Annotated in this window: 17 protein-coding genes and 1 riboswitch; of the genes, 6 read left to right on the forward strand and 11 right to left on the reverse strand. The window is 67.4% G+C overall.

The genetic code is table 11. The features are described 5' to 3' along the window. Nucleotides 1-172: 172 nt before the first annotated feature. A riboswitch (cobalamin riboswitch) is annotated at nucleotides 173-392 on the forward strand. Nucleotides 393-490: 98 nt separating this feature from the next. The 3 genes from AB3G45_RS26740 (at nucleotide 491) to AB3G45_RS26750 (ending at nucleotide 5,544) form a co-directional block, all read left to right on the forward strand. Next, complete coding sequence (locus AB3G45_RS26740; RefSeq protein WP_367833406.1) at nucleotides 491-706, forward strand: hypothetical protein; 216 nt, start codon at nucleotides 491-493, stop codon at nucleotides 704-706. 83 nt (nucleotides 707-789) lie between these two features. Then, nucleotides 790-4,581 (forward strand): methionine synthase, encoded by a 3,792-nt coding sequence (gene metH, locus AB3G45_RS26745; RefSeq protein ID WP_367833407.1) that lies wholly within the window; start codon nucleotides 790-792, stop codon nucleotides 4,579-4,581. 199 nt (nucleotides 4,582-4,780) lie between these two features. After that, nucleotides 4,781-5,544, forward strand: a protein-coding gene (locus AB3G45_RS26750) for an IS5 family transposase (RefSeq protein WP_367833408.1) whose coding sequence is annotated in 2 segments (ribosomal slippage) — nucleotides 4,781-5,105 and nucleotides 5,105-5,544 — 765 coding nt in all. Because the reading frame shifts where the segments join, the coding sequence is not laid out codon by codon here. A gap of 18 nt (nucleotides 5,545-5,562) precedes the next feature. Here AB3G45_RS26750 and cobM read toward each other — a convergent pair. Next, the gene (gene cobM / locus AB3G45_RS26755) at nucleotides 5,563-6,327 is read right to left on the reverse strand and encodes a precorrin-4 C(11)-methyltransferase (RefSeq protein WP_367833409.1); all 765 of its coding nucleotides are present in this window, start codon (nucleotides 6,325-6,327) and stop codon (nucleotides 5,563-5,565) included. Nucleotides 6,328-6,330: 3 nt separating this feature from the next. Further along, nucleotides 6,331-7,587, reverse strand: coding sequence for a precorrin-6y C5,15-methyltransferase (decarboxylating) subunit CbiE (gene cbiE / locus AB3G45_RS26760; protein ID WP_367833410.1), 1,257 nt, complete (start codon nucleotides 7,585-7,587; stop codon nucleotides 6,331-6,333). Here cbiE and AB3G45_RS26765 point away from each other — a divergent pair. Then, nucleotides 7,580-8,350 (forward strand): cobalt-precorrin-6A reductase, encoded by a 771-nt coding sequence (locus tag AB3G45_RS26765; protein WP_367833411.1) that lies wholly within the window; start codon nucleotides 7,580-7,582, stop codon nucleotides 8,348-8,350. The two genes, cbiE and AB3G45_RS26765, sit on opposite strands and share 8 nt — an antisense overlap. Here AB3G45_RS26765 and AB3G45_RS26770 read toward each other — a convergent pair. From AB3G45_RS26770 to AB3G45_RS26795, 6 genes are all read right to left on the reverse strand, one after another. Further along, complete coding sequence (locus AB3G45_RS26770) at nucleotides 8,314-9,078, reverse strand: precorrin-3B C(17)-methyltransferase (protein WP_367833412.1); 765 nt, start codon at nucleotides 9,076-9,078, stop codon at nucleotides 8,314-8,316. The two genes, AB3G45_RS26765 and AB3G45_RS26770, sit on opposite strands and share 37 nt — an antisense overlap. Next, nucleotides 9,075-9,809 carry a precorrin-2 C(20)-methyltransferase gene (locus AB3G45_RS26775; protein ID WP_367833686.1) on the reverse strand — a complete coding sequence of 245 codons (735 nt, stop codon included), beginning with the start codon at nucleotides 9,807-9,809 and terminating at the stop codon, nucleotides 9,075-9,077. Before AB3G45_RS26775 ends, AB3G45_RS26770 begins: the two co-directional genes overlap by 4 nt. A gap of 5 nt (nucleotides 9,810-9,814) precedes the next feature. Further along, nucleotides 9,815-10,447 carry a precorrin-8X methylmutase gene (locus tag AB3G45_RS26780; RefSeq protein ID WP_367833413.1) on the reverse strand — a complete coding sequence of 211 codons (633 nt, stop codon included), beginning with the start codon at nucleotides 10,445-10,447 and terminating at the stop codon, nucleotides 9,815-9,817. Continuing rightward, nucleotides 10,444-11,802, reverse strand: a complete 1,359-nt coding sequence (cobG, locus tag AB3G45_RS26785) for a precorrin-3B synthase (protein WP_367833414.1) — start codon at nucleotides 11,800-11,802, stop codon at nucleotides 10,444-10,446. Before cobG ends, AB3G45_RS26780 begins: the two co-directional genes overlap by 4 nt. After that, complete coding sequence (gene cobF, locus AB3G45_RS26790; RefSeq protein WP_367833415.1) at nucleotides 11,799-12,578, reverse strand: precorrin-6A synthase (deacetylating); 780 nt, start codon at nucleotides 12,576-12,578, stop codon at nucleotides 11,799-11,801. Before cobF ends, cobG begins: the two co-directional genes overlap by 4 nt. Before the next feature lie 128 nt (nucleotides 12,579-12,706). Next, nucleotides 12,707-13,528 (reverse strand): helix-turn-helix domain-containing protein, encoded by an 822-nt coding sequence (locus AB3G45_RS26795; RefSeq protein WP_367833416.1) that lies wholly within the window; start codon nucleotides 13,526-13,528, stop codon nucleotides 12,707-12,709. A gap of 111 nt (nucleotides 13,529-13,639) precedes the next feature. Between AB3G45_RS26795 and AB3G45_RS26800 the strand changes: the two genes are divergently transcribed. After that, nucleotides 13,640-14,839 carry an MFS transporter gene (locus tag AB3G45_RS26800; protein WP_367833417.1) on the forward strand — a complete coding sequence of 400 codons (1,200 nt, stop codon included), beginning with the start codon at nucleotides 13,640-13,642 and terminating at the stop codon, nucleotides 14,837-14,839. 42 nt (nucleotides 14,840-14,881) lie between these two features. On the opposite strand, the gene purU is transcribed toward AB3G45_RS26800, so the two are convergent. After that, entirely contained in the window at nucleotides 14,882-15,766 is an 885-nt protein-coding gene (gene purU, locus AB3G45_RS26805) for a formyltetrahydrofolate deformylase (protein ID WP_367833418.1), read from the reverse strand. Between the two features lie 369 nt (nucleotides 15,767-16,135). On the opposite strand from purU, the gene AB3G45_RS26810 reads away from it, so the two are divergent. Then, nucleotides 16,136-17,320 (forward strand): hypothetical protein, encoded by a 1,185-nt coding sequence (locus tag AB3G45_RS26810; protein WP_367833419.1) that lies wholly within the window; start codon nucleotides 16,136-16,138, stop codon nucleotides 17,318-17,320. 4 nt (nucleotides 17,321-17,324) lie between these two features. Here AB3G45_RS26810 and AB3G45_RS26815 read toward each other — a convergent pair whose 3' ends face one another. Next, nucleotides 17,325-18,338, reverse strand: coding sequence for a succinylglutamate desuccinylase/aspartoacylase family protein (locus tag AB3G45_RS26815; RefSeq protein ID WP_367833420.1), 1,014 nt, complete (start codon nucleotides 18,336-18,338; stop codon nucleotides 17,325-17,327). A 26-nt stretch (nucleotides 18,339-18,364) separates the two neighbouring features. After that, nucleotides 18,365-18,709: a RidA family protein gene (locus AB3G45_RS26820; RefSeq protein WP_367833421.1), complete on the reverse strand. Its 345-nt coding sequence runs from the start codon at nucleotides 18,707-18,709 to the stop codon at nucleotides 18,365-18,367. Nucleotides 18,710-18,733: the final 24 nt, after the last annotated feature.

Raw genomic sequence — 18,733 nt, forward strand, 5'->3', positions numbered from 1 at the left:
CGGTTTTGGTGAATCGCACGCCTCTCGCACGAGGCGAGCGGACGCAAGAAGCAGGAAAATGCCAAATGGGCGAGGCGGGGAAAAGTTCCCGGCCCTGTCCTGCGGGCGCTCCAGCTTGTGTCCAACCCGTCCCAGGAGGCTTTCGCGCCATTGACTTGTCGCCTTCGCCACGCCACTCTGGCGCCGTCAGGGTCTTCCGGGTCAATTCGGCTCGGAGGCTAAGAGGGAAGCCGGTGCGATGCTCCGAAAGGAGCGCCAAGACCGGCGCTGCCCCCGCAACTGTGAACGGCGAGCTGCTGTCGCTCCATGCCACTGGTGGATCTTCACCGGGAAGGCGAGACAGACGCGATGACCCGCAAGCCAGGAGACCTGCCCTGACAGTCGTAACGTCCATGGGCGGGGTGTCCCAGTGGTGCGCTTGCTGTCGCCTTTCGGCGACGTTCCAGCAGCGTGCGTCCGGTCATCCCCCAATTTTCCGATTGGGGAAGAAATGCTTGCCATCATCAATGACGATCTTGCCGGCGCTGGAAGGCCGGAATCCATCTTCATCTCCTGGCTGCTCTGGCAGCCGCGCGGCGTCGACCTTGCCAGCGAGGCGCTGAAGGAGGTGCAGAAGCTGGCGCGCTACGAAAAGGTCGATCCCGATATTGCCCGGCTGAAGGCGCTTTTCGCCTCGCTGGCGGGTTCGGACCGGTCGATGCACTGATCGGAAACGCATAAAGACATATTGACATAAAGATATCTTTATGTGATCTCCGGTGCAGGATTGCTGCACCGGAGGGCTTTGCCATGGCCAAATCGCACCTGGAGACCCTGTTCGGACCCGAACTACCGCCGCGCGACGGAGGCGAGATTCGCGCTGCTCTCCAGGCCGCCGCGCGCGAGCGCATCCTGGTGCTCGATGGCGCCATGGGCACGGAAATCCAGACGCTGAAGCTGGCCGAGGACGATTTCCGCGGAGCACGCTTCGGCGATTGCGCCTGTCACCAGCAGGGCAACAACGACCTCCTGACGCTGACCCAGCCGGGCGCGATCGAGGACATCCACTACCGCTACGCGCTGGCGGGCGCCGACATCCTGGAGACCAACACCTTCTCTTCCACCACCATCGCCCAGGCCGACTATGGCATGGAGGACATGGTCTATGAGCTGAACCGTGACGGCGCGCGCCTTGCCCGCCGCGCCGGCCTCAGGGCACAGGAAAAGGACGGCCGCCGCCGCTTCGTCGCCGGCGCGCTCGGGCCGACCAACCGCACCGCCTCGATCTCGCCCGACGTCAACAATCCCGGCTACCGCGCCGTCACCTTCGACGATCTCAGGGTCGCCTATGCCGAACAGGTGCGCGGCCTCGTCGACGGCGGCGCCGACATCATCCTGATCGAGACGATCTTCGACACGCTGAACGCCAAGGCGGCGATCTTCGCGACGCGCGCGATCTTCGAGGAAAAGGGCATCGAGCTGCCCGTCATGATCTCGGGCACGATCACCGACCTTTCCGGCCGCACGCTGTCCGGCCAGACGCCGGAGGCCTTCTGGAATTCGGTGCGCCATGCCGACCCCTTCTCCGTCGGCCTCAACTGCGCGCTCGGCGCCAACGCCATGCGCGCCCATCTCGCGGAAATCTCGTCCGTCGCCCAGACCTTCGTCTGCGCCTATCCCAATGCCGGCCTGCCCAATGCCTTCGGCCAGTACGACGAGACCCCGGAGGAGATGGCCGCCCAGATCGAGGGTTTCATGCGCGACGGGCTCGTCAACGTGGTCGGCGGCTGCTGCGGCTCGACGCCGGACCATATCCGCGCCATCGCCGAGGCCGCCACGCGCCACAAGCCGCGCGAGATCCCGGATATCCCGCGCCACATGCGCCTTTCGGGCCTCGAACCCTTCACGCTGACCGAGGCCATTCCCTTCGTGAATGTCGGCGAGCGCACCAACGTCACCGGCTCGGCCAAATTCCGCAAGCTGATCACCGCCGGCGACTACGCCGCGGCGCTGGACGTCGCCCGCGACCAGGTGGCGAACGGCGCGCAGATCATCGACATCAACATGGACGAGGGCTTGATCGATTCCACCAGGGCGATGGTGGAATATCTCAACCTGATCGCCGCCGAGCCGGATATCGCCCGCGTCCCCGTTATGATCGATTCGTCGAAATGGGAGGTGATCGAGGCGGGCCTGAAATGCGTGCAGGGCAAGCCGCTGGTCAATTCCATCTCGCTGAAGGAGGGCGAGGAAGCCTTCCTGCACCACGCGAAACTCGTGCGCGCCTATGGCGCCGCCGTCGTCGTCATGGCCTTCGACGAGAAGGGCCAGGCCGACACGAAGGCGCGCAAGGTGGAGATCTGCACCCGCGCCTACAGGCTGCTCACCGAGGTCGCCGGCCTTGCGCCGGAGGATATCGTCTTCGACCCGAACATCTTCGCGATCGCCACCGGCATCGAGGAGCATGACAATTACGGCGTCGATTTCATCGAGGCGACGGCCGAGATCACCGCGCGCCTGCCGCACGTCCATATTTCCGGCGGCGTCTCCAACCTCTCCTTCTCCTTCCGAGGCGACGAGCCGGTGCGCGAGGCGATGCACGCCGTCTTCCTCTACCACGCCATCCAGGCGGGCATGGACATGGGCATCGTCAATGCCGGCCAGCTCGCCGTCTACGACACGATCGAGCCGGAATTGCGCGAGGCCTGCGAGGACGTGGTACTCAACCGCGTGCCTACGGTCGGCGGCACGGCGACGGAGCGCATGCTGGAGATCGCCGAGCGCTTCAAGGGCGCCGGTGGCAAGGAGGCCAAGGAGCGCGACCTCGCCTGGCGGGAATGGCCGGTCGAAAAGCGGCTGGAACATGCGCTGGTCAACGGCATCACCGAATTCGTCGAGGAAGACACGGAAGAGGCAAGGCAGAACGCCGAGCGTCCGCTGCATGTCATCGAAGGCCCGCTGATGGCCGGCATGAACGTCGTCGGCGACCTGTTCGGCGCGGGCAAGATGTTCCTGCCGCAGGTGGTGAAGTCCGCCCGCGTGATGAAGCAGGCCGTCGCCGTGCTGCTGCCCTACATGGAGGCCGAGAAGCTTGCCAATGGCGGCGGTGGCGAACGGCAGAGCGCGGGAAAGATCCTGATGGCGACCGTCAAGGGCGACGTGCACGATATCGGCAAGAACATCGTTGGCGTCGTGCTCGCCTGCAACAATTACGAGATCGTCGACCTCGGCGTCATGGTGCCGGCGACGAAGATCCTCGAGACGGCCAAGGCCGAGAAGGTGGATATCATCGGCCTGTCCGGCCTCATCACGCCCTCGCTCGACGAGATGGCGCATGTCGCCTCAGAGATGGAGCGCGAGGGGTTCGACATTCCCCTCCTCATCGGCGGGGCGACGACGAGCCGCGTGCACACCGCCGTCAAGATCCATCCGCGCTACGAGCGCGGCCAGGCCGTCTACGTCACCGATGCCAGCCGCGCCGTCGGCGTGGTGAGCAGCCTCTTGTCGGCGGAGATGAAGCCCGGTTACGTCGAGACGCTGAAGGCGGAATACCGCAAGGTCGCCGAGGCTCACGCCAGGAACGAGGCGGAGAAGCAGCGCCTGCCGATCGCCAGGGCCCGCGACAATGCGTTCAGGGCGGACTGGTCGGCCTATACGCCGAAGACGCCTTCCTTCCTCGGTACCCGCGTCTTCCAGGACTGGGACCTGGCGGAGCTTGCCCGCTATATCGACTGGACGCCGTTCTTCCAGACCTGGGAGCTGAAGGGCGTCTATCCGAGGATCCTCGACGACGAGAAGCAGGGCCCGGCGGCGCGCCAGCTTTTTGCCGACGCGCAGGCGATGCTGGAGAAGATCATCGCGGAAAAGTGGTTCACCCCGAAGGCCGTCGTCGGCTTCTGGCCGGCGGGCAGCGTGGGCGACGATATCCGCCTCTTCACCGACGAGGCGCGCGACAGGGAGCTTGCGACCTTCTTCACCCTGCGCCAGCAGCTTTCCAAGCGCGACGGGCGGCCGAACGTGGCGCTGTCCGATTTCGTCGCGCCCGTCGACAGCGGCAGGCAGGATTATCTCGGCGGCTTCGTCGTGACGGCGGGCATCGGCGAGATCGCCATCGCCGAGCGCTTCGAGCGGGCGAACGACGATTACAACTCGATCCTCGTCAAGGCGCTGGCCGACCGTTTCGCCGAGACCTTCGCCGAGCGCATGCACGAATATGTGCGCAAGGAACTGTGGGGCTACGCGGCGAACGAGACCTTCACGCCGGCCGAACTGATCGGTGAGCCCTATGCCGGCATCCGCCCGGCGCCGGGCTATCCCGCCCAGCCGGATCATACGGAAAAGACGACGCTCTTCCGCCTGCTCGACGCAGAGAAGGAAATCGGCGTGGAGCTTACCGAAAGCTATGCCATGTGGCCCGGCTCGTCGGTTTCCGGCCTCTATATCGCCTCGCCCGAAAGCTACTATTTCGGCGTCGCCAAGGTGGAACGCGACCAGGTGGAGGATTACGCGCGCCGGAAGGGCATGGCCGTCGCGGAGGTGGAACGCTGGCTCGGGCCCGTGCTCAACTACGTGCCGGTGACCGCGCGGGAAAACGCGGCCTAGAGCATTTCCAGTCGAAGCGAGATCGCTTCGGCGTCGGATAATGCGATACAAACAAGAATCTAGAGCATTTCCAGCAAAAGTGCGAAGCGGTTTTGCGTCCGGAAATGCGGAAATGCTCTAGGCTGTGGTGACAAATTAAGGATCTGAGGTTCCCTTTGCGTCTCAAATCAGATTCAACGCTGGCTTTTGGAGTTTGGCGATGGATGGGGAGATACTTCGAGACGACCAATGGGAGTTGCTGAAGCCGTTTGTACCCGGTGGTCGTAAGGGCAGGCGCGGTCCGCGCAGCGATGGTCGCCGTTTCTTCGACGCAATACTGTGGCTTGCCCGTTCTGGCGCACGCTGGCGCGATCTGCCTGAAGATCGCTTCGGCCCCTATCAGACGATTAAGCGGCGCTACTACCGCTGGATCGAACAGGGCATATTCGACCAGATCTTCGAAGCCGTCGCTGCAGACCCAGACATGGAATGGCTGTCCATCGACGCCACAGTTATCCGGGCGCAGGCGCAAGCCGCTGGCGGACTTCGAAAAAGGGGGGAGCGCAAGCCCAGGCGCTCGGCCGTTCCCGTGGTGGATTCGGCAGCAAGATCCATGCTGTAGTCGATGCGCTGGGATTGCCCGTTCGCTTTCGGATCGGTCCCGGACAACAAAACGACATGGCACCGGCTTGCGACCTTGTTCGAGGGCTGCCAGCCAAGCAGGTGCTCGCTGATAGAGCTTACGATGCCGACAGTCTGCATGACGTCATTCTGGACCAAGGCGGCGAACCGGTCATACCGCCGCGTCGTCATCGCAAATACCAGCACGCTTACGATCGTATCGCTTACCGCCAACGGTGGGGTATCGAGAGCTTCTTCGCCAAGCTCAAACAATGGCGGCGCATCGCAACACGCTACGACAAGCTTGCCGCCAATTTCTTAGGCTTCATCAAGCTTGCAAGCATCATGTTATGGATCAAATAGTTAAATCGTCACCACAGCCTAAAGCCCCTCACGCCCCCGGAACCGCCGCTGGTAGGCGGGATCGTAGAGCGCGCTCTCGCGAAAATCCTGCGCGCCGAGCGTGCGGCCGACGAAGATCAGCGCCGTGCGCTCGATCGGCTCCTCGGCGACCTTGGCCGCGATATCGGCCAGCGTGCCGCGCACCACGCGCTCGTCCGGCCAGGAGGCCTTGACCACGATCGCCACGGGGCAATCCGCGCCGTAGAGCGGCGTCAGGTCCGAGACGACCTTGTCGAGCGCATGGATGGCGAGGTGGATCGCCAGCGTCGCGCCCGTCGCACCGAAATTCTCCAGCGTCTCGCGGTTCGGCATGGGCGAGGCGCGGCCGGAGACGCGGGTGAGCACGAGGCTCTGCGCGATGGCGGGAATGGTGAGTTCGCGGCCGAGCGCGGCGGCGGCGGCGGCGAAGGAGGGCACGCCCGGCGTCAGCGTGTAGGCGAGCCCGTGTCTTTCCAGCCGGCGGATCTGCTCGGCGACGGCGCTCCAGACGGAGAGGTCGCCGGAATGCAGCCGCGCCACATCCTCGCCCGCCGCGGCGGCGCGCAGATACTCGGCCTCGATCTCGTCGAGCGACATCGGCGCCGTATCGACGATGCGCGCCCCCGGCGGGCAATATTGCAGCAGTTCCGGCGACACGATGGAGCCGGCATAAAGGCAGACCGGGCAGGCGGCGATGAGGTCGCGGCCGCGCACGGTGATGAGATCGGCAGCGCCGGGGCCGGCGCCGATGAAATGAACGGTCATCCCTCAATCCTCGATTTGTTTAGCCGGCTTCATCCAGCGCCATTGCGTGACCGGCATGGCCGGTCGCCAGCCCGTCATCTGCCCGACGGGCGATGCCCGCGCGATGTCGATCCGGATCAGCGCGCCGCCGAGCCGGGCGTGAAGGGAAAGGAGCACGGCTTCCATTTCCGTCGTCACCGCATTGGCGACAAGCCGGCCGCCCGGCTTCAGGCCGTCGATCGCCGCTGCCATGACGCCCGCCTCGCTGCCGCCGCCGCCGATGAAGATCGCGTCCGGCGCGGCCAATCCGGCAAGCGCCTCCGGCGCCGCCCCCTCGACCACGGCAAGGCCCAGCACGCCGAAGCGCCCGGCATTGCGGCGGATGCGGGCGGCGCGATCCGCATGGCCCTCGATGGCGATGGCCCGGAGCGACGGATCGGCCAGCATCCATTCGATGCCGATCGAACCCGAGCCGGCCCCGATATCCCAGAGAAGCTCGCCGCGGCGCGGCGCAAGGGCGGACAGCGTCAGCGCGCGCACCTCCCGCTTGGTGATCTGGCCGTCATGCTCGAACAGCCCGTCGTCGAGGCCCGGCGTACAGGCGAGCACCCGCGCGCCGTCTCCGGCGGAAACCTCCACCGCGCAGACATTCAGCATATCGGCATCGGCAAGGGTAAACCGCGCGGCCTGATGGCGGCTCACCCGCTCGCGCGGCCCGCCGAGCGCTTCCAGCACCGTGAGGGCCGAGGCCCCGAAACCGCTTTCCGTCAGCAAGGCCGCGAGCGCCGCCGGCCCGTCGCTGTCCGAGGTCAGCGCCAGGATGCGCCAGCCGGGGTGAAGGTGCGGGCGGATGAGATCGACGGGGCGGCCGTGCAGCGAGACGCAGGCCGTGTCCTGCAGCGCCCAGCCCATGCGCGATGCGGCAAGGCTGAAGGCGGATGGCGCCGGGAAGACGCGCATCTCCGCGCGTGCGATGCGCCGCGAGAGCGTGACGCCGACGCCGTAGAAGAAGGGATCGCCCGAGGCGAGCACGACGACGGACCGGCCCCGCGCGGCAAGGACCGCCTCCACCGAGCGCTCGAAGGGGCTGCGCCAGCCGTGGCGCTCGCCGCGGATCGCCGCATCGGCAAGCTCCAGGTGGCGTGCGCCGCCGAAGACGATTTCGGCGCGGCCGATCGCGGCCTTGGCCTCGTCGCCGAGACCCGCTAGACCGTCTTCGCCGATCCCGATGATGGAAAGCCAGGGGGCGGCTGTCGAAAGGGGCTGATCAGGCGTGGACAAGCGACGCATCCTCATCTTGGGCGGCACGGCGGAGGCGCGCGACCTTGCGGGTGTGCTCGCCGGCAGGGCCGACCTTGCCGTCACGCTGTCGCTCGCCGGCCGCACGCTCGATCCCGCCCCGCAGCCCGTGCCGGTGCGCACCGGCGGCTTCGGCGGCGCCTTCGGGCTGGCGGCCTATCTGGAAAAGGAAGCGATCGACCTTCTCATCGACGCGACCCATCCCTTCGCCCGGCAGATTTCCGCCAATGCCCGCGCCGCCAGCGCCGCGACCGGCGTTCCGCTCCTGCGCGTCGAACGGCTCGGCTGGGAGGCGGCCGAGGGCGACCGCTGGACGCGCGTCGCCTCGATGGCCGGTGCCGTCGCCGCGCTCGGCGAAGCGCCGCGCCGCGTGTTCCTCGCCATCGGCCGCCAGGAGGCGAAGGCCTTCGACGCCGCCCCGCAGCACCATTATCTCGTGCGCAGTGTCGATCCCGTCGATCCGCCGCTCGATGCCTGCGATGTGCAATACCTGCTCGCCCGCGGCCCGTTTGCCGTGGAGGCGGAGGTCGCGCTCCTGCGCGAGCATCGCATCGATATCGTCGTCAGCAAGAATTCCGGCGGCGAGGCCACCTATGGCAAGATCGTCGCCGCGCGCATCCTCGGCCTGCCCGTCGTCCTGGTCGAACGGGCAGAGACGCAGGATCTCCACCATGCCGGAACCGTCGAGGATGCGGTGCGGCTCGCCGATCATCTCGTCGGCTCTTCGAGGAAGCGCGGCGTATAGACGAGATCCGGCAGGCCCGGGCGGGAGATGACGCGCGTTTCCGGCGAGCCGATGACGACGCAGGTCGCCATGTCGGCGCGCTCCGCCTCGGCCTCGCCGAGCGCCATGACCAGCATGCGCTCGTCCGGCCGGCCGGCGGCGCGGCCGAAGATGACGGGTGTCGTCGCCGGCAGCGTTTCGCGCAGGATCTCGAAGGCCCGGCCGAGCTGCCAGGGCCGCGCCTTGCTGATCGGGTTGTAGAGTGCGACGACAAGCCCTGCCTCGGACACCATGCGCAGCCGCTTCTCGATGATCTCCCACGGCTTCAGGTTGTCGGAGAGCGAGATGGCGCAGAAATCGTGGCCGAGCGGCGCGCCGATGCGCGCGGCGACCGCCAGCATGGCGGTGACGCCGGGCACGACGGTGAGATCGACCGTCTTCCATTCGTCCGGCCCTGCATCGATCGCCTCGCAGACGGCGGCCGCCATGGCGAAGACGCCGGGATCGCCGCCCGAGACGACGCAGACATCGATGCCGTCCGCCGCCCGCTTCAGCGCGGCCTCGGCCCGGTTCAGCTCCTCGCGGTTGTCGGAAGCGACCTTGATCTGGTCGGGGCGCAGGTTCAGCCGGTCGATATAGGGGAAATAGCCGAAGAATTCGCGCGCGGCCTCGACGGCCTGCCGAGCCTCCGGCGTCATCTGGTCCGGATTGCCCGGCCCGGTGCCGATCACGAAGAGCCGGCCGGTCATGCGCGGTCGCTCCAGCCCGGCACGAGGACCAGCGAGAAATAGGGCGCGCTGTCGTCGAGCTTTTCGGAAAGCCGCATGGAGCGGCTTGCCGGCATGGTGCCGCGCTCGACATAGATCGCCTCGCCGAGCCGGCCGGCCTTTTCCAGCGCCCGGCGGATCTTCGGCAGGTTGCGGCCGACCTTCATGATGACGGCGGCCTCGGTGTCGATAAGGCGGCGCGACAGCGCCTCCTCGCCCATCGTACCGGGCAGCACGGAGAGCACGTCGTCGCCCTGCACGATCGGCAGGCCCGACAGCGACCAGCAGCCGGACATGGCCGTGATGCCGGGAACGACCTCGGTCGGAAAGCGGTCGGCGAGCCGCACATGGAGATGCATGTAGGAACCGTAGAACATCGGGTCGCCTTCCGAGAGGATGGCGACGGTGCGGCCGGCGGCAAGATGCGCCGCGACGGCCTCGGCCGAGGCGTCGTAGAAGGCCGTGATCTGGCGTTTGTAGTCGTCGTGCTCCTTGTCGATCTCCGTCGTCACCGGATAGTAGAGCGGCAGTTCCGCCATGCCGGGCTTCAGGAGGCCCTCGACGATTGCCCGTCCGTTGCCCGCGCGGCCGGCCTTGGCGAAATAGGCGAGCACATCGGCCTCGCCGATCGCCCGCACCGCCTTGAGCGTCAAGAGTTCCGGATCGCCCGGTCCCGTGCCCACGCCGTAAAGTCGTCCCGTCACCGTCGCCATCCTGTTCATAGCCCCGGCCTCGCCAGCGAATTGAGCGCGGCGGCCGTCATGGCGCTGCCGCCGAGGCGGCCGCGCACGATGGCGAAGGGCACGCCGTAGGAATTCTCGGCCAGCGCATCCTTGGATTCGGCCGCGCCGACGAAGCCGACCGGCATGCCGAGGATCGCCGCCGGTTTCGGTGCGCCGTCCCGCAGGAGTTCGAGCAGGTAGAACAGCGCCGTCGGCGCGTTGCCGATTGCGACGACGGAGCCGGCCAGGCGCTCCAGCCACAGGCGGATGGCGGCGGCCGAGCGGGTGTTGCCGGTCTCCCTCGCCAGGTCCGGCGTGCGCGGGTCGCGCAGCGTGCAGAGCACGTCGTTGCCGGCGGGCAGGCGGGCGGCCGTCACGCCGCGTGCGACCATTTCCGCGTCGCAGAAGATCGGCGCGCCGGCCTGCAGCGCACCGCGCGCCGCCGTGACGAAGCCCGTAGAGAACACGAAATGCGGCGCCGCCTCGACAAGGCCGGCGGCATGGATCATCCGCACGGCAACATCGGATTCCTCTTCGGAAAAGCGCGAGAGATCGGCCTCGGCGCGGATGATCGCAAAGGATTTCTCATAGATGGCCGTGCCATCCTTGATGTAGTCGTAATCGGTCATTGTCGGCCTTGATAAGCGGAAGCAAGGGTGTCGGGCGCGGTGCGGTCGATGAGGCCTCCCACCGTCTCGCCGTCGGCGCGGCGCGCGCGCAGGAGCGTGCCGAGACGGGCGAGGGCGGGCGCCAGCGCCCCGGCGGGCAGGATCGCGGCGGCGGCATCGCCCGCCCGTCCGCCGAGAACGAGGCCGACGCCGGCGGCGGTGCCGCAGAGCGTGACGGCGGCGGCGGCCGGATGGGCGCAGCCCTTCGGGCAGCCGGAGACGTGCACGTCGAAGGAGCCGTCCAAGAGATCGCCGGCCTCCGCCACGAGGGCATCGGCGGCGGCATGGGTATCGAAGCTGGCCGAGGCGCAGCCGGCAGAGCCGGTGCAGACGGAAACGGTGCGGCCGGGCGCTTCGCGCGTGCTCCAGACATGTTCCCGCATCGCGGCGGCCTCGGCGGCGGCGAGCGTTTCTGTGCTGAGCCCGCGCACCAGCAGCGTGTGGTGCGGCGCAAGGCGGAATTCCGTCGCGCCGCAGCCGGCAAGCGCGTGCACCAGCGCGGCAAGCCGGTCGGCGTGGATCTGGCCATAGGCCGGGGCGAGCCCGAGTACGGTTTCGGTGCCGATCCGGTGCGCGCCGAGCGGATGAGCGGGCGCGACGGCGGCAAGCGGCGGCGCCGGATCCGCGCCGAGTGCGGCGGCCAGCACCGCCGGATCAAGATCGCGCCCGCGCGCCGCCGGGCCGATGGCGGCAAGGGCGGCGGCGGTTGCCATCACGCCCTCGACGACCCTTTCGCGGGGGAGCAGCGCAACGGGCCGCGCCGTCACTCGATCGCCGCCGACGGAAAGCCGCCAGGCAAGGCCTTGCGTGCCGGCGACCGTGTCGAGGCGGATATCCGCGACCATGTCGGCAAGCGACAGTACGCCCCCGCCGTCGACGACGACGGCGAGCTTGGGCGCCAGGGAAAGGGCGGCATCGGCGAGGGCCGCACGCAGCGCATCGGCGATCGGCGCGGCATCGGCAAGCTCGGTCGGATCGATGCCGGCAAGCGGCGGCACTTCGATGGCGACGCCCCTCTGCGGGACGATGCCGGCCGCGGCAAGGCCGGCGGCAAGGGGCGGGACGGAGGTCTCGGTAAGACCACGAAGCTGGAGATTGCCGCGCGCGGTGATCTCGACGAGGCCGTTGCCATGTGCCCGGGCCAGATATGCGAGGGCAAGGAGGTCTTGTACCGTCAGCGCTGTCGCGGCCGGGCGCAGGCGCACCAGAAGGCCGTCGCCGGTCCGCATCGGGGCGGCGATGGAAGGGCAGGCGCCGCGGCGCAGCGTGCCGGTGTCGCCGAGGGACGACGGGAGGATCGCGCAGGTCGCTGTCATGACCCGCCCTCCTCGCCCACGGGCGCCGGGCGGCGGATCAGGTAGGTGTCCATGATCCAGCCGTGCTGCGCACGCGCCCGGCGGCGGGTCTCGCTGATGGTGTCGGCGATCTCGGCGAGCCGGCCGGACAGCAGGATCTCGTGCGGCGTGCCGAGATAGGCGCCCCACCAGATTTCCGCGCCCGGATCCTCCACCGTGCGAAAGGCCTCGATGCCGTCGAGCATGACGAGCGCGTCGCGCGCGGCGTCCGGCCCGGCCGCGGCGAGGCGCCGGCCGGTGGTGATCTCTACGGGCAGGCCGATGCGGTTGAGCGTGATGGCATGGCTGGCGCAGAGCGCCTGGACGCTGGTGATGCCGGCGATGACCTCGATCTCGAAGGCGACGCGGCCGGCCGTGCGCACATGGTCGATGATGCGCAGCGTGCTGTCGTAGAGCATCGGATCGCCCCAGACGAGCAGGCCGAGCGTCTCGTCCTCGCCGACGTCGTTCAAGAGGGTGCGTTCGTAGATGGCGGCGATGGCGCGGTGCCAGTCGTTGACGCCGTCCTCGTAGCTGCCGTCGGCGCGGCGCACCGGCACGGCATAGTCGAGGATGAGGCAAGCGGCATTGTCGAGGAACCGGTCGCAGATCTCGCGGCGCGCATCGGCCAGAAAGGCCTTCTCGTCGCCCTTCGTCGGAATGAGCAGCACGTCGGCCCGGTTCAGCGCATTTATCGCCTGAACGGTCATGTGCTCGGGATTGCCCGCGCCGATCCCGATGACCAGTATCTTTCTCAAAAGCCCGTCTCCCGTGCGACCTGGCGCTCCCGGTTCGCGGCCCGAGTTGGGTCCCGCACCTCTTCCTAATCCCAAAAGCCGGCGGAAAACAGCCCCCGGATCGCGTCCTTTGCCGGTCTTTTTGAGACTCACGCGGCGGCGCGGCTCGTCAGGTACGCCCGCGGCGAGGTCCCGAGCATGCGCTTGAACATGGTGGTGAAAGCCGGCACGCTCTCATAGCCGGCATCGAGCGCCACGCGCGTCACCGGCTCGCCGGCCGCAAGGCGCGGCAGGCAGGCGAAAAGGCAGGCCTGCTGGCGCCAGGTAACGAAGCTGACGCCCATCTCCTGCCGGAAGAAGCGCGTGAAGGTGCGCCGGCTCATGTTGAGGCGCCTTGCCCAGTCGTCGATCTTGGTCGCCGGCGAGGGCTGCTCGACGAAATCGCGGCAGAGGCCCGCCAGCCTTCCGCTCGCGGGGAAGGGCAGGCCGAGCCGGCGCTCCGGCAGGCGGCCGATCTCGTCGAGCAGCAGCGCCATGACGAGTTCGCTGCGCGCGCGGCCCTCCGCCGGGTCGCCATGCCGCACGGTTTCCGCGATGAGGTGGCGTGCGAGATCGGTCACCTCCAGCACGGCGGGTTCCAGCGAGGCGGCCCGGCCCTCCGGCGAATAGATGTAGACCGAACGCATGCTGACGTCGCTGACCATCTCGACGGAATGTTCCAGGCCGCGCGGGATGAGCAGCGCATGGCCGGGCGGGATCATCCAGCGCCCGCGCTTCGTCCCCACCAGCACCACGCCGGAAAAGACGCAGAGGAACTGCGTGCGGCGGTGGCGGTGCGGCGGCACGGTGTAGCCGCCCGGAATGTCCGAACTGTGGACCAGGACGTCCGTATTGGCCTGTTCCATGTGGGACAGGTTGCGGATGTGGTCGTCATCGAGCGCTTTGCGGCGCGCATCGGTCAGTTTTTCCATCTTTGGCCCACTCGCGTAAGAAGTGGACCTCAGCACGAAAGCAGGCCGCAGGCAATCCCTGTATGGGATGCGACAAGAGGGCGCAATCCACGCGCATCATTCGAGGCCATCATGTCGACAGTCGTTCCCGCAGCGCCCCGCAGCGCCGCCACCACCACCTATTCCATCATCGTCGCCGTCAGCGCCTGCCACATGCTGAACGACATCATGCAGTCGCTGCTGACGTCGCTCTATCCGCTGCTGAAGGAGAACTACGCGCTCGATTTCGTGCAGATCGGCCTTCTGACCATGGCCTTCCAGGTCACTGCCTCGCTGCTGCAGCCGGCCGTCGGCATCGTGACGGACCGCTGGCCGATGCCCTTCTCGCTGCCGATCGGCATGGGCAGCACCTTCGTCGGCCTCATCATGCTGGCCTATGCGCACAGCTTCCCGGTGCTGGTCGTCGGCGCCTGCCTGATCGGCCTCGGCTCGGCGATCTTCCACCCGGAATCCTCGCGCGTCGCCCGTCTCGCCTCCGGCGGTCGCCACGGGCTCGCCCAGTCCATGTTCCAGGTCGGCGGCAATGCCGGCACGGCGCTCGGCCCGCTGCTCGCCGCCTTCATCGTCCTGCCCTTCGGCCAGACGAGCGTCGCCTGGTTCTCGGCGGTCGCGCTTCTCGGCATGGTCATCCTCACCTGGGTCGGCAACTGGTATGCCGGCGAACGGCGCCTTGCGGCCGGCCGGCCCGCCGTCAGTCGCGCGCTACCGCTGCCGCGCGGACAGGTCGCCTGGGCGATTGCCGTGCTGGTGCTGCTGACGACGACGAAGAACGCCTATCTCGCCAGCATATCGAGCTATTTCACCTTCTACACGATGGAGAATTTCGGCCTTGGCGTGCGCGACGCGCAGCTCATGCTGTTCCTCTTCCTGGGAGCCTCGGCGCTCGGCGTGTTCATGGGCGGGCCGATCGGCGACCGGTTCGGCGCGCGCTTCGTCATCTGGTTCTCGATCCTCGGCGTCATCCCCTTCGCGCTGCTGCTGCCCTATGCGAACCTGTTCTGGACGGGCGTGCTGACGGTGCTGATCGGGCTGGTCTTCTCCTCCGCCTTCTCGGCCATCGTCGTCTTCGCACAGGAGCTGATCCCGGGCCGCGTCGGCATGATCGCCGGCATCTTCTTCGGCTTCGCCTTCGGGGCGGGCGGCCTCGGCGCGGCGGTGCTCGGCATCTTCGCCGACAGCCACGGCATCAACTTCGTCTACCGGATCTGCTCCTACATGCCGCTGCTCGGCATCCTGACGATCTTCCTGCCGCGCCTGCCGGCGCATCGCTGAGCCGAAAATGAAAAGGCCGGCGAAACCGCCGGCCTTTTGGAATCACCCCATGCGCTCGGAGGCGTAGGAGCCCGGCGAGGGCGGGAAGACGATGGTCTTGTTGCCGTTCATGAAGACGCGGTGATGGATGTGGGCGTGCACGGCGCGGGCAAGAACCTGGCTCTCCACGTCGCGGCCGATCGAGACATAGTCGTCCGCCGACTGCGCATGGGTGATGCGCGCGACGTCCTGCTCGACGATCGGACCTTCGTCGAGGTCCTCGGTGACGTAGTGTGCCGTCGCGCCGATCAGCTTCACGCCGCGCTCGAAGGCCTGCTTGTACGGGTTGGCGCCCTTGAAGGACGGCAGGAACGAGTGGTGGATGTTGATGATGCGGCCCGACATCTTCTTGCAGACGGCATCGGACAGCACCTGCATGTAGCGGGCGAGCACGATGAGTTCGGCGCCGGACTGCTCGACGATCTCCATCAGCCGCGCCTCGGCCTGCGGCTTGTTCTCCTTCGTCACCTTGACGTGATGGAAGGGGATGTCGTGGTTGACGATGACCTTCTGGTAGTCGAAGTGGTTGGAGACGACGCCGACGATGTCGATCGGCAGGGCGCCGATCTTCCAGCGGTAGAGCAGGTCGTTGAGGCAATGGCCGAAGCGCGAGACCATGAGCAGCACCTTCATGCGCTCGTCGCTGTTGTGGAACTCGTAGGTCATCGCGAAGGCCTTGGCGACCGGCGCAAAGCCTGCATCGATATCGTCCTGCTTCGCGCCGCCTTCGCTCTTGAAGGTCAGGCGCATGAAGAACAGACCCGTCTCCAGATCGTCGAACTGCGAACTGTCGACGATGTTGCAGTCTTTCTCGGCCAGGTAGCCGGTGATCGCGGCGACGATGCCGCGGGTCGATTGGCAGGATACGGTCAGCACATAGGTCTTCATCGGTTCGTTTCTCGCGTTCGGCCGATGCGGCGGGCGGGCACCGGCGGATCCCTCTTCATACGCCGCATGGACGGCTCGCGCATATTTCAGGCCGCTCGCCTCTGTGCAAGCCCCTGCAATGGCGAGAAGCTACCCCCGCTCTTGCAAGGAATCCCTCCGGTTCGCGACATTCAATGCGTCGAAAATACCAATAGGCCCGTTCTGACGCGCCGCCGGGGTTGTCGGGTGCCTCCGGCTCGATCCCGCCTGACGGATACAGGCGGCGATTCTTTCATCAATGCAAGCCGGGCGATTCGGGAGCCAAAATCCGCCTGGACACTATTCTGGACGCATGTTCTATAAAGCGGACATACTCGATGGGAGCACGCCATGCATCTTTCCATGTGGACCTATCCCTGGGACATCCAGGACCAGGGCGTCGCGGCTTTCGCCGCCGATCTTTCCGGCCGCGCCGGCCTCAACACGGTGAGCCTTGCGACCTCCTATCACGCCGGCCGCTTCCTCCAGCCGCGCAGCCCCGGGCAGAAGGCCTATTTCCCGGAAGACGGCACGGTCTATTTCCGGCCGGATGAAGCTTTATGGCAGGGTAAGACAATCCGTCCCCTCATGGCGCGCAACGTCACCGAGCGCGGCGACATGCTGGACGCGCTGACCAGGGCGCGCGGGGCAACGGGCCTTGCCGTCTCCTGCTGGACGGTCTGCCTGCACAACAGCCGCCTCGGCATGCTGCATCCCGACCATGTGACCCGCAACGCCTTCGGCAATGCCAACTACTACAATCTCTGCCCCTCCAGCCCGGCCGCGCGCGACTATGTCGTGACGCTGGTGCGCGACATCACGGTGAACCACAAGCCCGACATGCTGGAGCTGGAAAGCCCGAATTTCATGGGCTTCGCCCACGAATACCACCACGAGAAGGACGGCGTCGGCCTCAATGCCGAGGACGATTTCCTCCTGTCGCTCTGCTTCTGCGACCATTGCACCGCGCGTGCCCGGAAGGCAGGCATACCGGTCGACGGCGCGCAGAAGACGTTGGCGCGCTTCATCGCCGAACTGTGCGAGCGGGCGGTGCCAGAAAGGCAGTTCCCCGATTTTCCCGCCGCCGGCATCGATGCCTTCCGGGACCACCCGGAACTGCACGCCTTCCTCGCCTGGCGCACCGAGCCGGTGACGAGCCTGATCGGCGAGATCAAGGCGGCCGCCGACCCCGCGACGCGCATCGTGCTGATCGACCTGAAGGACGGCTGGCTCGGCGGCGTCGACCTCGAAGCGGCCGGCAAGCTCTGCGACGGCGCGATTCTCTGCTGCTACGACATGGCGCCGGAGGCCGTCGGCGATGTCATCCGCACCGGCCGGGCGATGCTGGGTCCGGACAAGTTCCTGGGGCTGGGCCTGCGCGTCTTCTATCCCGAGGTGGACGGGCCGGCCATCCTTTCCGCCCGCGCGAAGGCGGCCGTCGAGGCCGGCGCCGACGGCGTGAACTTCTATAATTACGGGCTCATTCCGGCAAAGCGCCTCGACTGGGTGAAGGAAGCCGTCGGCGCGATCGCGTAGGGGCTCAGCCGTCGATCGGCTCGGCGACCTGGATCAGGCAGTCGCCGGCCTGGCTGTCGCAGTGCAGCCGGTGGGAGATGACGATGCCGCCTTCTGCAAAGCGCAACGCTTCCTCCGGCTGCTCCAGCCGTTCGAGATCGTGATACCAGCCGGCGAGATCCCCCGCCGAGACGGTCGCGCCGAGCGGCACTGCGGGCTCGAACCAGCCGCGCCGGTCCGCATAGATGCCCTGGCTGTGCCGGGAGAGGGACAAGAGCTGAAGCGCTGGCGGCGCGGCAAGCGGCGCGCGCGACAGCACCGGCGCATCCGCAATGCCGAGCGCGCCGAGCAGCCGGTCGATCGCCGTCGCGGTGAACGACATGCTCTGCGGCGTCACCGTGCCGCCCCCGCCGAATTCGCCGGAAAGGCCGATCGTGCCGGCCCGGCCCGCCGCGCCCATCGAGGTCGGTGCCGCCGGCCCGTTGTCGGCGATGAAGGCATGCGCGGCGCCCATCGCCCGCATCAGCGCGACCGAGCGCGCAAAGCGCCCGGCATCCGCCTCCCGCTCGATCAATGTGCAGGGCAGATGCGCCATGGAGGTGCCGCCCGAATGCAGGTCGAGCACCGCGTCATGGCGCGGGAACAGCTCGTGTTCGAGGAAATGCGCCAGCCGCGCCGTGGGCGTTCCGGCCGGATCTCCGGGAAAGGCGCGGTTGAGATTTCCGCCGTCGAAGGGCGAGCAACGCCTCGCCGCCATTACCGCCGGCAGGTTGGCCATCGGCAGGATGGTGACGGCGCCGCGGATTTTCGTCACGTCGAGCCGGCGCATCAGCCGCCCGAGCTGGAGTTCGCCCTCGTATTCGTCGCCATGATTGCCCGCCATCAGCAGCAGGCTCGGCCCCTCGCCGTTCTTCAGCCGCAGGATGGGGATGCGGATCTGGTAGTAGGGCGAGCGGTCGACCGAATAGGGGATGGCGAGATGCCCGGCCTGCCGGCCGTCCCGGGAAAGATCGATCGGATTGACGAGGCCGCTGTGCATGGGGGCTCCAGTTCGGGCGGGGGATGTCAGAGCGCGGCGACGGCGGTCATTTCGACGCGCAGGTCCGGGTCGGCAAGGCGGGCTTCGACACAGGCGCGGGCCGGCGGGTTTTCCGGGTCGATCCAGGCATCGTAGACGCCGTTCATCGCCTCGAAATCGACGATCGCCGGTAGGAAGACATTGACGGCGAGCAGCTTCGAGCGATCCGTGCCGGCTTCCTTCAGGAGGGCATCGATCTTGCCGAGCACGTCGCGTACCTGGTCCTCGATGCCGGCCTTGCGGTTCTCCGCGACCTGGCCGGCAATATAGACGAGCCCGCCATAGCTGACGGCCTGGCTCATGCGCGAACCCTTCTGGTAACGCTGGATCATGGGGTGTTTTCCTTTCTTCTGGGG

It is taken from the genome of Shinella sp. S4-D37 (genome assembly GCF_040812195.1).
GTDB lineage: Bacteria > Pseudomonadota > Alphaproteobacteria > Rhizobiales > Rhizobiaceae > Shinella.

Bases quoted from the DNA above. Each gene is read 5' to 3' on its own strand.
- cobM (WP_367833409.1), bottom strand. From the start codon at position 6,327: ATGACCGTTCATTTCATCGGCGCCGGCCCCGGCGCTGCCGATCTCATC.
- AB3G45_RS26815 (WP_367833420.1), bottom strand. From the start codon at position 18,338: ATGCACAGCGGCCTCGTCAATCCGATCGATCTTTCCCGGGACGGCCGG.
- AB3G45_RS26740 (WP_367833406.1), top strand. From the start codon at position 491: ATGCTTGCCATCATCAATGACGATCTTGCCGGCGCTGGAAGGCCGGAA.
- AB3G45_RS26820 (WP_367833421.1), bottom strand. From the start codon at position 18,709: ATGATCCAGCGTTACCAGAAGGGTTCGCGCATGAGCCAGGCCGTCAGC.
- AB3G45_RS26780 (WP_367833413.1), bottom strand. From the start codon at position 10,447: ATGACCGATTACGACTACATCAAGGATGGCACGGCCATCTATGAGAAA.
- AB3G45_RS26800 (WP_367833417.1), top strand. From the start codon at position 13,640: ATGTCGACAGTCGTTCCCGCAGCGCCCCGCAGCGCCGCCACCACCACC.
- cobG (WP_367833414.1), bottom strand. From the start codon at position 11,802: ATGACAGCGACCTGCGCGATCCTCCCGTCGTCCCTCGGCGACACCGGC.
- AB3G45_RS26775 (WP_367833686.1), bottom strand. From the start codon at position 9,809: ATGGCGACGGTGACGGGACGACTTTACGGCGTGGGCACGGGACCGGGC.
- AB3G45_RS26795 (WP_367833416.1), bottom strand. From the start codon at position 13,528: ATGGAAAAACTGACCGATGCGCGCCGCAAAGCGCTCGATGACGACCAC.
- AB3G45_RS26810 (WP_367833419.1), top strand. From the start codon at position 16,136: ATGCATCTTTCCATGTGGACCTATCCCTGGGACATCCAGGACCAGGGC.
- AB3G45_RS26770 (WP_367833412.1), bottom strand. From the start codon at position 9,078: ATGACCGGCCGGCTCTTCGTGATCGGCACCGGGCCGGGCAATCCGGAC.
- purU (WP_367833418.1), bottom strand. From the start codon at position 15,766: ATGAAGACCTATGTGCTGACCGTATCCTGCCAATCGACCCGCGGCATC.
- metH (WP_367833407.1), top strand. From the start codon at position 790: ATGGCCAAATCGCACCTGGAGACCCTGTTCGGACCCGAACTACCGCCG.